Origin of the sequence: Streptomyces sp. NPDC059169 (genome assembly GCF_042755225.1) — a bacterium.
In the GTDB taxonomy this organism is placed as follows: Bacteria; Actinomycetota; Actinomycetes; order Streptomycetales; family Streptomycetaceae; genus Streptomyces.
Genome location: NZ_JBHZCF010000007.1, coordinates 165,364 through 178,171, shown reverse-complemented (window position 1 = coordinate 178,171; position 12,808 = coordinate 165,364). Strand labels below are relative to the sequence as shown.

The 12,808-nt window shown below is 71.1% G+C and carries 13 protein-coding genes; 8 read left to right on the top strand and 5 right to left on the bottom strand.

Annotated elements, in window-relative coordinates:
• Positions 1-88: 88 nt before the first annotated feature.
• The 6 genes from paaA (at position 89) to ACFXOM_RS15560 (ending at position 4,906) form a co-directional block, all read left to right on the top strand.
• On the top strand, positions 89-1,078 hold the full coding sequence (gene paaA, locus ACFXOM_RS15585) for a 1,2-phenylacetyl-CoA epoxidase subunit PaaA (protein ID WP_385038146.1): 990 nt from the start codon (positions 89-91) through the stop codon (positions 1,076-1,078).
• The gene (gene paaB / locus ACFXOM_RS15580; RefSeq protein WP_385038144.1) at positions 1,075-1,365 is read left to right on the top strand and encodes a 1,2-phenylacetyl-CoA epoxidase subunit PaaB; all 291 of its coding nucleotides are present in this window, start codon (positions 1,075-1,077) and stop codon (positions 1,363-1,365) included. The genes paaA and paaB overlap by 4 nt, the downstream gene beginning before the upstream one ends.
• Positions 1,362-2,063: a 1,2-phenylacetyl-CoA epoxidase subunit PaaC gene (gene paaC, locus ACFXOM_RS15575; RefSeq protein WP_384929432.1), complete on the top strand. Its 702-nt coding sequence runs from the start codon at positions 1,362-1,364 to the stop codon at positions 2,061-2,063. Before paaB ends, paaC begins: the two co-directional genes overlap by 4 nt.
• The gene (paaD, locus tag ACFXOM_RS15570; RefSeq protein WP_384929435.1) at positions 2,057-2,551 is read left to right on the top strand and encodes a 1,2-phenylacetyl-CoA epoxidase subunit PaaD; all 495 of its coding nucleotides are present in this window, start codon (positions 2,057-2,059) and stop codon (positions 2,549-2,551) included. Before paaC ends, paaD begins: the two co-directional genes overlap by 7 nt.
• The gene (locus ACFXOM_RS15565; RefSeq protein ID WP_385038141.1) at positions 2,552-3,604 is read left to right on the top strand and encodes a 2Fe-2S iron-sulfur cluster-binding protein; all 1,053 of its coding nucleotides are present in this window, start codon (positions 2,552-2,554) and stop codon (positions 3,602-3,604) included.
• A 141-nt stretch (positions 3,605-3,745) separates the two neighbouring features.
• Positions 3,746-4,906: an acyl-CoA dehydrogenase family protein gene (locus tag ACFXOM_RS15560; protein ID WP_384944034.1), complete on the top strand. Its 1,161-nt coding sequence runs from the start codon at positions 3,746-3,748 to the stop codon at positions 4,904-4,906.
• Between the two features lie 225 nt (positions 4,907-5,131).
• Here ACFXOM_RS15560 and ACFXOM_RS15555 read toward each other — a convergent pair whose 3' ends face one another.
• The 3 genes from ACFXOM_RS15555 to ACFXOM_RS15545 all read right to left on the bottom strand — a co-directional run bounded on the left by ACFXOM_RS15555 (position 5,132) and on the right by ACFXOM_RS15545 (position 8,016).
• Positions 5,132-5,476 (bottom strand): rhodanese-like domain-containing protein, encoded by a 345-nt coding sequence (locus ACFXOM_RS15555; RefSeq protein ID WP_384929444.1) that lies wholly within the window; start codon positions 5,474-5,476, stop codon positions 5,132-5,134.
• A 92-nt stretch (positions 5,477-5,568) separates the two neighbouring features.
• On the bottom strand, positions 5,569-6,516 hold the full coding sequence (locus ACFXOM_RS15550) for a hypothetical protein (RefSeq protein WP_384944033.1): 948 nt from the start codon (positions 6,514-6,516) through the stop codon (positions 5,569-5,571).
• Between the two features lie 57 nt (positions 6,517-6,573).
• Positions 6,574-8,016, bottom strand: a complete 1,443-nt coding sequence (locus tag ACFXOM_RS15545; RefSeq protein WP_384929449.1) for a DUF2252 domain-containing protein — start codon at positions 8,014-8,016, stop codon at positions 6,574-6,576.
• 1,082 nt (positions 8,017-9,098) lie between these two features.
• On the opposite strand from ACFXOM_RS15545, the gene ACFXOM_RS15540 reads away from it, so the two are divergent.
• Complete coding sequence (locus tag ACFXOM_RS15540) at positions 9,099-10,355, top strand: SLC13 family permease (RefSeq protein WP_384929695.1); 1,257 nt, start codon at positions 9,099-9,101, stop codon at positions 10,353-10,355.
• Positions 10,356-10,360: 5 nt separating this feature from the next.
• Positions 10,361-10,834, top strand: coding sequence for a universal stress protein (locus tag ACFXOM_RS15535; protein ID WP_384929451.1), 474 nt, complete (start codon positions 10,361-10,363; stop codon positions 10,832-10,834).
• Between the two features lie 174 nt (positions 10,835-11,008).
• Here the strand turns inward: ACFXOM_RS15535 and ACFXOM_RS15530 are convergent, their stop codons facing one another.
• Entirely contained in the window at positions 11,009-11,794 is a 786-nt protein-coding gene (locus tag ACFXOM_RS15530) for an ABC transporter permease (protein ID WP_384929455.1), read from the bottom strand.
• Positions 11,791-12,768: an ATP-binding cassette domain-containing protein gene (locus ACFXOM_RS15525; RefSeq protein WP_385038135.1), complete on the bottom strand. Its 978-nt coding sequence runs from the start codon at positions 12,766-12,768 to the stop codon at positions 11,791-11,793. The genes ACFXOM_RS15530 and ACFXOM_RS15525 overlap by 4 nt, the downstream gene beginning before the upstream one ends.
• Positions 12,769-12,808 lie beyond the last annotated feature (40 nt).

Here is a 12,808-nt window from a genome sequence, read left to right as displayed (position 1 = left end):
CCGCGGTTATCCACAGGGTTGACACCTTACGGGCCGCCGACTCACCATTGAAGTCATTCAACCGAACGATCGGTCGGTAGGGGGCCCGATGACGGCAGTGACACCGGAGACGACGGCGGCGACGGCGTACCAGGCGCGATTCGATGCTGCAGTGGCCGCCGACGAGCGCATCGAGCCGCGCGACTGGATGCCCGACGAGTACCGGGCCTCGCTGGTCCGCCAGATGGCTCAGCACGCGCACTCCGAGATCATCGGCATGCAGCCCGAGGCGAACTGGATCACTCGGGCCCCCTCCCTGCGCAGGAAGGCCATCCTCATGGCCAAGGTGCAGGACGAGGCGGGTCACGGCCTGTACCTCTACAGCGCCGCGGAGACGCTGGGGACCAGCCGCGACGAGCTGCTCGACAAGCTTCACTCGGGCCGCCAGAAGTACTCGTCGATCTTCAACTACCCCACGCTGACCTGGGCCGACGTCGGTGCCATCGGCTGGCTGGTGGACGGCGCCGCGATCACCAACCAGGTGCCACTCTGTCGCTGCTCCTACGGTCCCTACGCCCGTGCCATGGTCCGCATCTGCAAGGAGGAGTCCTTCCACCAGCGCCAGGGCTACGAGCTGCTGCTTGCACTCTCCCAGGGCACTCCGGAGCAGCACGAGATGGCACAGGACGCAGTGAACCGCTGGTGGTGGCCGTCCCTGATGATGTTCGGCCCGCCGGACGACGCATCGGCCCACTCGGCGCAGTCCATGGCTTGGAAGATCAAGCGCCATTCGAACGACGAGCTGCGTCAGCGCTTCGTCGACATCTGCGTCCCGCAGGCGGAGTCCCTGGGCCTGAGCCTGCCGGACCCGGATCTACGGTGGAACGACGAGCGGGGTCACCACGACTTCGGGGCCATTGACTGGGACGAGTTCTGGCAGGTCCTCAAGGGCAACGGCCCGTGCAACGAACAGCGGATAACCCAGCGGCGCCGCGCCCACGAGGAGGGCGCCTGGGTCCGGGAGGCGGCCGCGGCGCACGCCGCGAAGTCCGTGTCGAACAAGAAGCGCGACGAGGCGCAGGTGGAGGCAACGGCATGAGCAGCTCGACCGAATGGCCGCTGTGGGAGGTGTTCGTTCGCTCCCGCCGCGGGTTGTCACACACCCACGCGGGCAGTCTGCACGCGCCGGACGCCGCGATGGCTCTGCGCAACGCCCGTGACCTCTACACCCGACGCAACGAGGGCGTATCCATCTGGGTGGTTCCGTCGGCGGCGATCACCGCGTCCTCGCCGGACGAGAAGGACCCGTTCTTCGAACCGTCGGCGGACAAGCCCTACCGGCACCCGACCTTCTACGACATCCCGGAAGGGGTGAAGCACCTGTGAGCGCCGCACTCGCCCTGGGCGACGACGCGCTGGTGCTGTCGCACCGGCTGGGGGAGTGGGCGGGGCACGCCCCCGTCCTCGAAGAAGAAGTCGCACTGGCGAACATCGCGCTGGACCTGCTGGGCCAGGCCAGGACGCTGCTCTCCCTCGTCGGTGACGAGGACGAGCTCGCCTATCTGCGCGAGGAGCGGGCCTTCCGCAACCTCCAGCTGGTCGAACAGCCGAACGGGGACTTCGCCCACACCATCGCCCGCCAGCTGTACTTCTCCACCTTCCAGCAGCTGCTGTTCGGCCGACTCGCGGCGGGTGAGGGCGAGCTCAAGGGGCTCGCGGCGAAGGCGGTCAAGGAGGTCGCCTACCACCAGGACCACGCCGAGCAGTGGACGCTGCGGCTGGGCGACGGCACGGCCGAGAGCCATGAGCGCATGCAGCGCGCCTGTGATGCGCTTTGGCGGTTCACCGGTGAGATGTTCCAGCCGATGGAGGGGCTGGACGTGGACTGGGAGGCGCTGCGCACGGGCTGGCTTGAGTCGATCACCACCGTGCTGGAGCGGGCGACGCTCACCGTGCCGTCGTCGGCGGACACCGGAGCCTGGTCGGCGGGAGCCGGCCGACAGGGGCTCCACACGGAGCCGTTCGGCCGCATGCTGGCCGAGATGCAGCATCTGCACCGCAGCCATCCGGGGGCGTCATGGTGACCGAGACGCTGCTGGAGGAGGAGCTGCGACGGCTGGCGGGATCCGTGCCGGACCCGGAGCTGCCCGTACTGACGCTGGAGGAGCTCGGTGTGCTCCGCGGCGTGCAGGTGCTCGGCCCGGGCAAGGTCGAGGTCGAGCTCACCCCCACGTACACCGGCTGCCCCGCCGTCGAGGCCATGTCCTCTGACATCGAGCGGGTGCTGCACGACCACGGCATACCGGACGTGTCGGTGGTCAAGGTACTCACCCCCGCGTGGTCGACCGACGACATCAGCGCGGAGGGCCGCCGCAAACTGGAGGAGTTCGGCATCGCGCCGCCGCGTCCACAGGCCGCCGACGGACCCGTCCCGCTGGCCCTCACCGTGCGTTGTCCGCACTGTGGCTCCACGGACACGGAGCTGCTCAGCCGGTTCTCCTCCACTGCTTGCAAGGCACTGCGGCGCTGCACTGCCTGTCGCGAACCGTTCGACCACTTCAAGGAGTTGTAGATGTTCCATCCGCTCCGGGTCAGCGAGGTCGAGCGGCTCACGGACGATTCGGTCGCCGTCACCCTCGCGATTCCCGTCGAACTGCGTGAGGCCTTCCGCCACACGCCGGGCCAACACGTCGCCGTACGTCGTACCGGTGTGCACGGCGAGGAGATCCGCCGCACGTACTCGATCTGCGCCCCCGCAGCCCCTGCTGACGAGGAACCGGTGCTCCGCGTGGGCATCCGGCTCGTCGACGGCGGAGAGTTCTCCACATACGCCCTCAAGGAGCTGTCGGTCGGGGACACGGTCGAGGTCATGCAGCCGATGGGCCGCTTCGTCCTGGAGCCGCGCCCCGGACACTTCGCGGCGATCGTCGGCGGCAGCGGCATCACCCCGGTGCTGTCGATCGCGGCGACACTGCTGGCACGGGAGCCGCAGGCCCGCTTCTGCCTGATACGCAGTGACCGCACCGCGGCCTCGACGATGTTCCTCGACGAGGTGGCCGACCTCAAGGACCGCTACCCGGACCGCCTCCAGCTGGTGACCGTGCTCTCCCGCGAGGAGCAGCAGGCGGGGCTGCCCTCGGGCCGTCTCGACCAGGAGCGGCTCACGGCACTACTGGCTTCGCTGCTTCCCGTGACGGCGGTGGACGGCTGGTTCCTCTGCGGGCCGTTCGGGCTGGTGCAGGGCGCCGAGCGGGCACTGCGCGGCCTCGGTGTCGACCGGGCCCGCATCCATGAGGAGATCTTCCACGTGGATGAGGCGCCTGCCCCGGTGCCGGTCACCGCACCGGAGCACAGCACTCTGACCGCGACGCTCGACGGACGCTCGGGCACATGGCCCGTGCAGGACGGGGAGTCCCTGCTGGAGACCGTCCTCCGGGCACGCGCCGACGCCCCCTACGCCTGCAAGGGCGGCGTGTGCGGGACCTGCCGAGCGTTCGTGGTGTCGGGCGAGGTTCGGATGGACCGCAACTTCGCTCTGGAAACGGACGAGACGGAAGCGGGCTATGTGCTGGCCTGCCAGTCCCATCCGGTGACCAGCGACGTGGAGCTGGACTTCGACCGCTGACGCCCCATTCCCTTCCGCGAGAACCTGTTCTATTTTGACGATTCGTCAGATCCTGATGCCCCCAGCCGGCGGTGATGTCGGCCGGGCGGACGGAGCGCGACGGACCCGTCGGGCAGAGCCGGTGCATGGGAGGGCAGGGCTGTGGACTTCACCTTCACCGAGGAGCAGCAAGCGGCCGTCGAGGCGGCCAGGGCGGTCTTCTCGGGCGTGGCGCCCGACGGAGTACCGAGCCCCGCGCTCGCCCGAGGTGCGGTGGCCGACGACTTCGACCGGCCCCTGTGGGGCAGGCTGGCGGACGCCGACCTTCTGAGTCTGGTCCTCGCCCCGGAGCATGATGGGGCGGGCCTGGACCCGATTGCGCTCTGCCTGGTTCTGCGCGAGTCGGCGAAGGTACTGGCCCGTGTGCCACTCCTCGAGAGCAGCGCGGTCGCCTTGACGGTGCAACGCTACGGGAGCGCCGAGCTGACCGCCCGTCTCCTCCCGCGGGCCGGCCGCGGCGAGCTGGTGCTGACCGCGGCAGCCAGCGGCCGGACCGGCCACGATCCAGCCGAGTTCGCCGTGACGGCTCGCAGGCACCCGAGTGGCGAGGGCACCAGCTGGACACTCGACGGGATCCAGACCGCGGTCCCGTGGGCGCAGAGCGCCGACCACATCGCCGTGCCCGCCCGTACGGAGAACGGCCGCAGCATCATCGCTCTGGTCGCCGGCGACCAGGACGGGCTCAGCCGTGCCGAGCAGTTCTCAACCAGCGGTGAGCTGCTCGCCGAGGTCCGGCTCGATGCCGTTCGGATCGACGACGCCGATGTGATCGACACGGAGGAAGCTTGGACATGGCTGCGCCAGCTGCTCACCACGGGCACCTGCGCGCTGGCTCTTGGCCTCGGGGAACGCGTCCTCTCCATGACCAGCACCTATACGAGCAAGCGGGAACAGTTCGGTTTCCCGGTGGCGACGTTCCAGGCCGTCGCGGTGCAAGCCGCGGACCGCTACATCGACCTCCGGGCCATGGAGGCCACCCTCTGGCAGGCGGCGTGGCGCCTGAGCACCGCGGGGAGCCAGCACCCGGCGGGCGGCGGGCTGCCCGTTGCGGCCGATGTGGCGGTGGCGAAGATCTGGGCGTCCGAGGGCGTACGCAGGGTCGTCCAGACCGCCCAGCACCTGCACGGCGGTTTCGGAGCGGACACCGACTACGTCCTGCACCGCTATCACGCCTGGGCCAAGCAGCTGGAGCTGTCCCTCGGCCCGGCCGCAGCGTACGAAGAGGTACTCGGCGATCTCCTCGCCGCCCATTCCCTCAGTTGACGAGCCACCGCCAGGCCTTCCCCCAGGGATGCGGCCACCGCCACCGACGGACGCAGCACGATGCCACCGAAGACCGCAAGGACGCAGCGACCCGAAGGACGCGGTGCCCGAAGGACGCCGGCTCGCCGCGGGTGACGCCGAGGTGGGGCGCGTGCACGCACGCTGACGGACCAGCGCGGGCAGCGGGCGAACGTGCCGGTGCGAGGGCCTGCCGGCGGAGAGGGACTACAGCACGAAGGCCGGACTGCCGTCTGCCGTGACCATACTGCGACCCGCAGCCTCCCACGCCAGCATTCCGCCCTCGACGTTCACGGCGTCGATCCCCTGCTGGACGAGGTACTGGGTGACCTGCGCGGAGCGCCCACCCACCCGGCACATCACATAGGCACGGCGCCCCTCTGCCACCGCCTCGGTCACATCGCCGAAACGGGCGACGAAGTCGCTCATCGGGACGTGCAGGGCGCCGTCGACATGACCGGCCGCCCACTCGTTGTCCTCCCGGACGTCGAGCACCAGGCCGTCGGCCGGCACGGACGCGGCACCCACGGAGGGCAGCGGGGCGAAGTTCATCGGTATGGCCTTCTTTCGTTGCTGGTCCGGACTCACCCGTCGCGCACCGCCCCAGCCGGGCGCCAGCGGGGCGGAAACGTCCCTGTCGGAATTTACTGCACCAGTCCCGCCAGCTCGGCCTCGCGTTCCGCGACCTGCGCCAGCAACTGTTCGGCGATCTCGTCGAGCAGCCGGTCGGGGTCATCGGGGGCCATCCGCAACATCGCGCCGATGGCGCTCCCCTCCAGCTCCTGGGCGACCATCGTGAGCAGCTCCTTGCGCCGTGCCAGCCACTCCAGCCGGGCGTAGAGCTCCTCGCTCTCGGCAAGCGGGGACGCTTCGGGCGCCGGTCCGGCGTCCCACTCCTGCAGCAGCTCCCCCAGCAGTGCCTCGTCCCCACGGCTGTAGGCGGCGTTCACCCGGACGATGAACTCCTCACGGCGAGCCCGCTCCCGCTCGTCCTGGGCCAGGTCGGGGTGGGCCTTCCGGGCGAGCTCGCGGTAGAGCTTCCGGGCCTCCTCGGTGGGGCGCACCCGCTTCGGCGGCTGTACCGGCCGATCACTGAGCATCGCGGCGGCCTCGGGCGACAGACCGTCCGAGTCGATCCAGCTGTGGAAGAGCTCGTCGACGCCGGGCATCGGCATCACCATGGCCCGTGCTTCCTCGGCCTTGCGCCGGTCCTCCGGATCTCCGCTGCGAGCCGCGCGGGCTTCTGCGATCAAGGCGTCCAGCTCGTCCAAACGGGAGTACATCGGGCCGAGCTTCTGGTGATGCAGCCGGGAGAAGTTCTCCACCTCGACGCGGAAGGTCTCGACCGCGATCTCGAAGTCGATCAGCGCCTGCTCGGCGGCGCGCACGGCCTTTTCCAGCCGTGCCTCGGGCCGTTCTCCGCCCGGCGCCGCCGCATCCTGCTGGCCGCCCGGCACACCGTGAGCTGCGCCCGGTGCGTCGTGCGCACCGGGCGCGTGCTGTACGTCCTGCACGTTCTGGTCGTCCACGCGGTGGTCGTCCTGCTCGTCATCGTTCCGGGTCGTCGGGCCCCCGGGAGCGTCCTGGGTCACCCGCCCAGCGTATGGCAGAGCGCCGGGCTCCCCGGCAGGCGTCGGCTGCCCGGCCCGTCACACCCCCAGTTCTGCTGCTATGCGACCGCTCCGCACCGCCGCGAGCAGTTCGGCGTGATCCCCTTCCGTACGGTCCGCGTACAGCACCGCGAAACCGGCCACTGCCTCGTCCAGCTCCTCGTTCCTGCCGCAGTAGCCGGCGATCAGCCGTGGATCGACGCTGTGCGAGTGGGCCCGGGCCAGCAGGGCGCCGGTCATCCGTGCGTAGTCGTCGACCTGGTCCGCCGCCAGTGCGGCAGGGTCCACGCTGCCCTTGCGGTTCCTGAACTGCCGAACCTGGAAGGGCCGTCCCTCCACCGTCGTCCAGCCCAACAGGATGTCGCTGACGACCTGCATCCGCTTCTGGCCCAGTACCACACGGCGTCCCTCGTGCATCGCCTCGGCCGCCTCGAAGCCGGCGGCCTTCAGATGCGGCAGCAGCGCGGACTCGCGCGCCTCCTTCACCTGGAGCACGAGCGGCTCGCCGCGGTGGTCCATCAGCAGCACCACGTACGACCGCGTCCCGACGCTCCCGGTACCCACGACCCGGAACGCCACGTCGTGGATCGTGTAGCGGGCGAGCAGCGGCAGGCGGTCCTCGGACAGCGTCTCGAGGTAAGGGCCCAGCGAAGCGGCCACGGCGGAGGCCTCCTCGTCCGACACCCGGCGCAGCACGGGCGGCGCGTCCACGAAGTGGCGGCTCCCGTCCGGCCCTGCCTCGGTCGCCTTCGCGGCGAACCGCGCGCTGGTGTTGCTCCGGGCCTTCTCGGACACCCGTTCCAGGGTGCCGAGCAGGTCGCGGGCGTCCGCGTGCGAGACGAGCTCCTCGTCAGCGATCGCGTTCCACGCGTCCAGGACGGGGAGCTTGGACAGCAGCCGCATGGTCCGCCGGTACGAACCGGCGGCGTCGAAGGCCGCCTTGCGGCACGTGTCCGCGTCCGCACCCACCTCACGGCCCGCGAGAACGATCGAGGCGGCGAGCCGTTTGAGGTCCCACTCCCAGGGGCCCGTCACGGTTTCGTCGAAGTCGTTGAGGTCGATCACCAGGCGCCCGCGTGCGTCGCCGTACAGCCCGAAGTTCGCCGCGTGCGCGTCGCCGCATATCTGCGCCGCGACGCCCGTGGTCGGTGTGCCCACCAGGTCGTGGGCCATCAACCCGGCGGAGCCGCGGAGGAAGGCGAAGGGACTGGCGGCCATCCGCCCCACCCGGATCGGCGTGAGCTCGGGAACACGGCCCCGGCTGGACTCCTCGACCGCCTCGACCGCGTCCGGGCGGCCCTCCGGCATCACCAACGAGTCGTGCGACGAACGCGGGACCTGCCTGCGCAGCGCCTTGCCGATCCTCTTCGGAGAGTCCCGCTCCGGGCCCTCCCCGTGCCGTGCGAAGCCGGGGACCTCCGGCACCCGCACGACTTCCGCCGCCTCTCCGTGGACCGTACGGGCCACCGCAACCTCACCCACGTGGAACGCCTCCCCCGCCGTCGCGCAACATCAACCGCCCTGACCGTACCGCCACGCCGAGCGGCCGTCTCCCCCTGTGGACAACCTCGCGACGGCACGGACCCCAGGCCGGACGGACCGTCTCTTTCCTGCGTGTTCCGCGCCGTTGCTGCGCCGTCGTTGCCCCGTGCCGGCGTGGTTCCGGTGTGTCCCCGGGGCCTTCGCCACGGCCGTCGTCGACGTCTTGCACCCGGGTGTTCCGCCTCGTGCGCAGCCCGCCTGGATCCCCTCGGTACCCATCGGGGACCGTCCCCGTACACGGACACCGCAGCCAACGGTCCTCATGAGGCGGGGCGTGCTAACGTCCGGAACACCACGTGCCCGCTCGGGCAACCGAAGTACCTGCGGCACCTGATGGAGCGCCAAAGGACGGCGACACACGGCACGTTCGACGCGTGCCCCGCATGCCGCTCGACGTCACGTGCCGGCGCAGACGCACGGCGCACCACGACCGTCGCGCAGGAGGCCTGGGCGAGGGGGGCTCTGGCGGAGGGGCCTGCGTACCGTTCACAGCTGCGTCACCGTGCCAGCGCCCCAGCTCCCGAGGCACGCGCGGCCGACCACCGAACCCCCCTCTCCCGAGAGCATTGCACAGTGCAAAGGAGAGTTCCAGGTCCGATACCGTGCAAAACGCCGCGTGTTCCGACCTGACCCGGGCTCAGGTAGGGAGATCTTCACGGAGGTACCGGGACGTCGCGGACGGCGGACGTGTCGAGCGCCACGAACGCACGTCGGCGTCCGGTGGAAGCGAGTCGGAAGCGTACGGACATGCGGATTCTGTTTCTCCGGGAAACCGCAGCCGCGGAGGGCGCGCGGAAGGGGAGCAGGGGCAGCGCGGCCCACTCGATCAGCAGGGCACGCGACCGGCGGTGGCGAGCAGGCGGGTGGTCGCGCCACGCCCGGACGGCCGCAGCGACCCGAGCCGTGCCGCTCCCCGGTGCCGCGCGGGGGTAGGAAGGGTGTCGACGTCGCCGCGCCGATACGACTTCAGACCCGGCTCGGTCCTCGGCCGCAGCGGCCGGCGCTCCGGAAAGGTCCCCGCCCTGAACGCCTCGTTCGCAGAAGCACTCTCCCTCGTCCTGCTCCTGGCCGTACTGGCCGGCGCGGTGGTGCGCCCGTGGGGCTGGCCGGAAGCCGTCGTCGCCGTCCCGGCTGCCGGGATCGTCATCGCCACCGGCGCGATCTCACCGGATCACGCGGCGGACGAAGCAGCGCGCCTGGGGCCCGTGATCGGGTTTCTGGCAGCCGTCCTCGTCCTCGCCCAACTGTGCGACGACGAGGGCCTGTTCCAGGCCTGCGGCGGATGGATGGCGCGCACGGCTGCGGGGAGCCCGCACCGGCTGCTGGTGCACGTGTTCGCAGCCGCCTCCCTGATCACCGCGGTCCTGAGTCTCGACGCCACGGTGGTGCTGCTGACGCCCGTGGTGTTCGCGACCGCCACCCGGCTCGGCGCCCGTCCGAAACCGCACGTCTACGCCTGCACCCACCTGTCGAACACCGCCTCACTGCTGCTGCCGGTCTCGAACCTCACCAACCTGCTCGCCTTCGCTGCCAGCGGTCTGGGGTTCACCCGCTTCGCCGCCCTGATGGCCCTGCCCTGGCTGGTCGCCATCGGCATCGAGTACCTCGTGATCCGCCGGTTCTTCGCCACGGACCTGGACGCCGGTGCCCGGGCCCCGCAGCTGCCCGGTCCCCGCGAGGTGCCGGTGTTCGCCCTCGCTACGCTGGGCTGCACGTTGGCGGGCTTCGTCGTGACCTCCGCCCTCGGGGTCAATCCGGCCTGGGCGGCCGCGGCGGGTGCCGCCGTACTGGCCGGCCGTGCCCTGACCGCGGGACGCACCACCCCGGTCGCGGTCGTCCGCTCTGCGAGCCTGCCGTTCTGCGCTTTCGTCCTGGCACTGGGGATCGTGGTCCGGGCCGTCGTCGACAACGGCCTCGCCGGGCTGCTGGGCCACCTCGTGCCGACCGGTACGGGCCTACCGACCCTGCTGGCCGTCGCAGCGCTGGCCGCCGTACTGGCGAACCTCATCAACAACCTGCCCGCCGTCCTGGTGCTGTTGCCGCTGACCGCCCCCAGCGGACCCGGCGCCGTGCTCGCCGTGCTGCTGGGGGTGAACATCGGCCCCAACCTCACGTACGCGGGATCGCTGGCGACCCTGCTCTGGCGGCGCATCGTCCGGGAACACGACAGCGACGTGCAGCTGGGCGAGTTCACCCGTCTCGGCCTGCTCGCCGTGCCCACCACGCTCCTCGGCTCGGTGGTGGCACTGTGGGCCTCGCTCCACGTGATCGGAGGGTGACCACCATGACCGTCATCGCCTGGATCGTCGAAGGGACCTGGCCCGCCTGTGTCGACGCCGCACGCGCCCACGCGCCCGAAGACGCCGACATCGTCCTGCTGCACGTCAGCGGGGCCGAGGTGCCCGCCGCGGCGCACGGCGCCTACGCCGCGCTCTTCGGCCGTGCCCGACCCGACCGCGACCCCGGCACCGCCCTGGAACACCTGGCCGCGGACTCCGCCGCAGAGCTCCTGGCCGCTGCCGCGGAGCGGCTGGGACGACCCTGCAGCCGGCGGGAGCGTGCGGGACGCCCCGAACGGGAGGTCGTGGCCGCCGCCGAGGGTGCCGACCTGCTCGTCGTCGCGCGCGACGGGGACCGCAGCCACCTCGGGCCCCGCAGCCTCGGGCCCGCCGGGCGCTTCGTCGTCGACCACGCGCCCTGCCCGGTCCTGCTCGTCTGGCCGGAAGCGGCACCCGGTACGGCCACGATCCCGCACTGACCGGGCCACCGACCCCGATGCGGTCGCCGTTTCAACTGACCCGGGCCCCGGCCGGCGGCCGGGGACGCCGGACGGGCGGCGCACGCCGGCGGGGTGCCGGTGTGCGCCGCTCCCGGGTGGGGCGGGTGGCGGGAGGTGCGCGCCGCCCCCGGGAAGGCGTCCCGCTCGTCCCGGCTAGCGGGGATCGCGGTGGAAGGTCGTCTTCGCCCAGAAGTAGCCGAGCGCGGAGAGAGCGAGACACCAGGTGACGGTCAGCCATCCGTTGTTGCCGATCCCGGTGCCCAGCAGCAGGCCGCGCAGGGTCTCGATGGCCGGTGTGAACGGCTGGTACTCGGCGATCGGCTGGAACCAGCCCGGCATCGCGTCGACCGGGACGAAGGCACTGGAGAGCAGCGGCAGCAGGATCAGCGGCAGCGCGTTGTTGCTGGCGGCCTCGGCGTTCGGGCTGACCAGGCCCATACCGACCGCGATCCAGGTGAGCGCGACGGCGAAGAGCACGAGCAGCCCGAAGGCTGCGAGCCACTCCAGGACGGTGGCACCGGTGGAGCGGAAGCCGATGGCCACGGCGACGGCGCCGACGAGGACCACGCCGGTGAGCGACCGCAACACGCTGCCGACGACGTGTCCGATGAGCACGGACCCGCGGTGGATCGCCATCGTGCGGAACCGGGCGATGATGCCCTCGGTCATGTCGTTGGAGACGGAGACCGCGGTGCCGACCACGGTGCTGCCGATGGTCATCAGCAGGAGGCCCGGCACGACGTAGGCGACGTAGGCGGAGCGGTCACCGCCGCCCATGCCCGTGCTCATCACGTCACCGAAGACGTAGACGAAGAGCAGCAGCAGCATGATCGGGGTCAGCAGCAGGTTCAGGGTGAGGGACGGGTAGCGCCGGGCGTGCAGGAGGTTGCGGCGCAGCATCGTGGAGGAGTCGCGCACGGCGAGGGAGAGGGAGCTCATCGGACGGCCTCCTGGGGGTGGTCGGGGATGTCGGTGCCGCCGGTCAGGGCGAAGAAGACGTCGTCGAGGTCGGGGGTGTGCACGGTCAGTTCGTCGGCCTCGATGCCTGCCGAGTCCAGCCGGTCCAGGACGGAGCGCAGCTCGCGTTGGCTGCCGTCGCCGGGGATCTGCAGCGCGAGGGATTCGTCGTCCCGGGTTGCCGCGCGCAGTACGTGGGCGGCGCTCTGGTACGCGGCCGGGTCGGTGAAGCGGAGCCGGACGTGCCCGCCGGGGACCAGCCGTTTCAGTTCCTCGGCGGTGCCCTGGGCGGCGATCCTGCCGGCATTGAGCACGGCGATGCGGTCGGCGAGCTCGTCGGCCTCCTCCAAGTACTGGGTGGTGAGGAAGACGGTGACGCCGCCCGTGACGAGTTCGCGGACGATCTGCCACATGGTGCGCCGGGAGCGCGGGTCGAGACCGGTGGTCGGCTCGTCGAGGAAGATGATGCGCGGGTTGCCGACCAGGGTCATGGCGATGTCCAGACGGCGCTTCATACCGCCGGAGTAGGTGGAGGCGGGTCTCTTGGCGGCCTCGGCGAGGTCGAAGCGCTCCAGCAGCTCGGCGGCGACCTGCCGTCCCTCCCGCTTGGGGAGATGGTGCAGGTCCGCCATGAGGAGCATGTTCTCCTCCCCGGTGATCAAACCGTCCACCGCGGAGAACTGCCCGGTGACGCCGATCGCGGCGCGCACGGCCTGCGGTTCGGTGGCGAGGTCGTGACCCGCTACCCGGACCTGCCCGCCGTCGGCGCCGATGAGGGTGGACAGGATCTGCACGGTGGTGGTCTTGCCCGCGCCGTTCGGGCCGAGCAGGGCGAAGACCGAGCCGGCGGGGATGTGCAGATCGACGCCGTCGAGCACGGTCTTGTCGCCGTACGACTTGCGCAGGCCGGCGGTGGAGACGGCGACGGACGATGCGGAGCCCTTTTTCTCAGGCATGGGCATGACAGAAGCGCGCATGGCGCCCTCCGTTCGAAGG

What these genes read in the sequence shown, in the direction of transcription:
- paaA (WP_385038146.1), top strand. Translation starts at nt 89, where the DNA reads ATGACGGCAGTGACACCGGAGACGACGGCGGCGACGGCGTACCAGGCG.
- paaB (WP_385038144.1), top strand. Translation starts at nt 1,075, where the DNA reads ATGAGCAGCTCGACCGAATGGCCGCTGTGGGAGGTGTTCGTTCGCTCC.
- paaD (WP_384929435.1), top strand. Translation starts at nt 2,057, where the DNA reads ATGGTGACCGAGACGCTGCTGGAGGAGGAGCTGCGACGGCTGGCGGGA.
- ACFXOM_RS15565 (WP_385038141.1), top strand. Translation starts at nt 2,552, where the DNA reads ATGTTCCATCCGCTCCGGGTCAGCGAGGTCGAGCGGCTCACGGACGAT.
- ACFXOM_RS15555 (WP_384929444.1), bottom strand. Translation starts at nt 5,476, where the DNA reads ATGAACTTCGCCCCGCTGCCCTCCGTGGGTGCCGCGTCCGTGCCGGCC.
- ACFXOM_RS15535 (WP_384929451.1), top strand. Translation starts at nt 10,361, where the DNA reads ATGACCGTCATCGCCTGGATCGTCGAAGGGACCTGGCCCGCCTGTGTC.
- ACFXOM_RS15530 (WP_384929455.1), bottom strand. Translation starts at nt 11,794, where the DNA reads ATGAGCTCCCTCTCCCTCGCCGTGCGCGACTCCTCCACGATGCTGCGC.
- ACFXOM_RS15525 (WP_385038135.1), bottom strand. Translation starts at nt 12,768, where the DNA reads ATGCCTGAGAAAAAGGGCTCCGCATCGTCCGTCGCCGTCTCCACCGCC.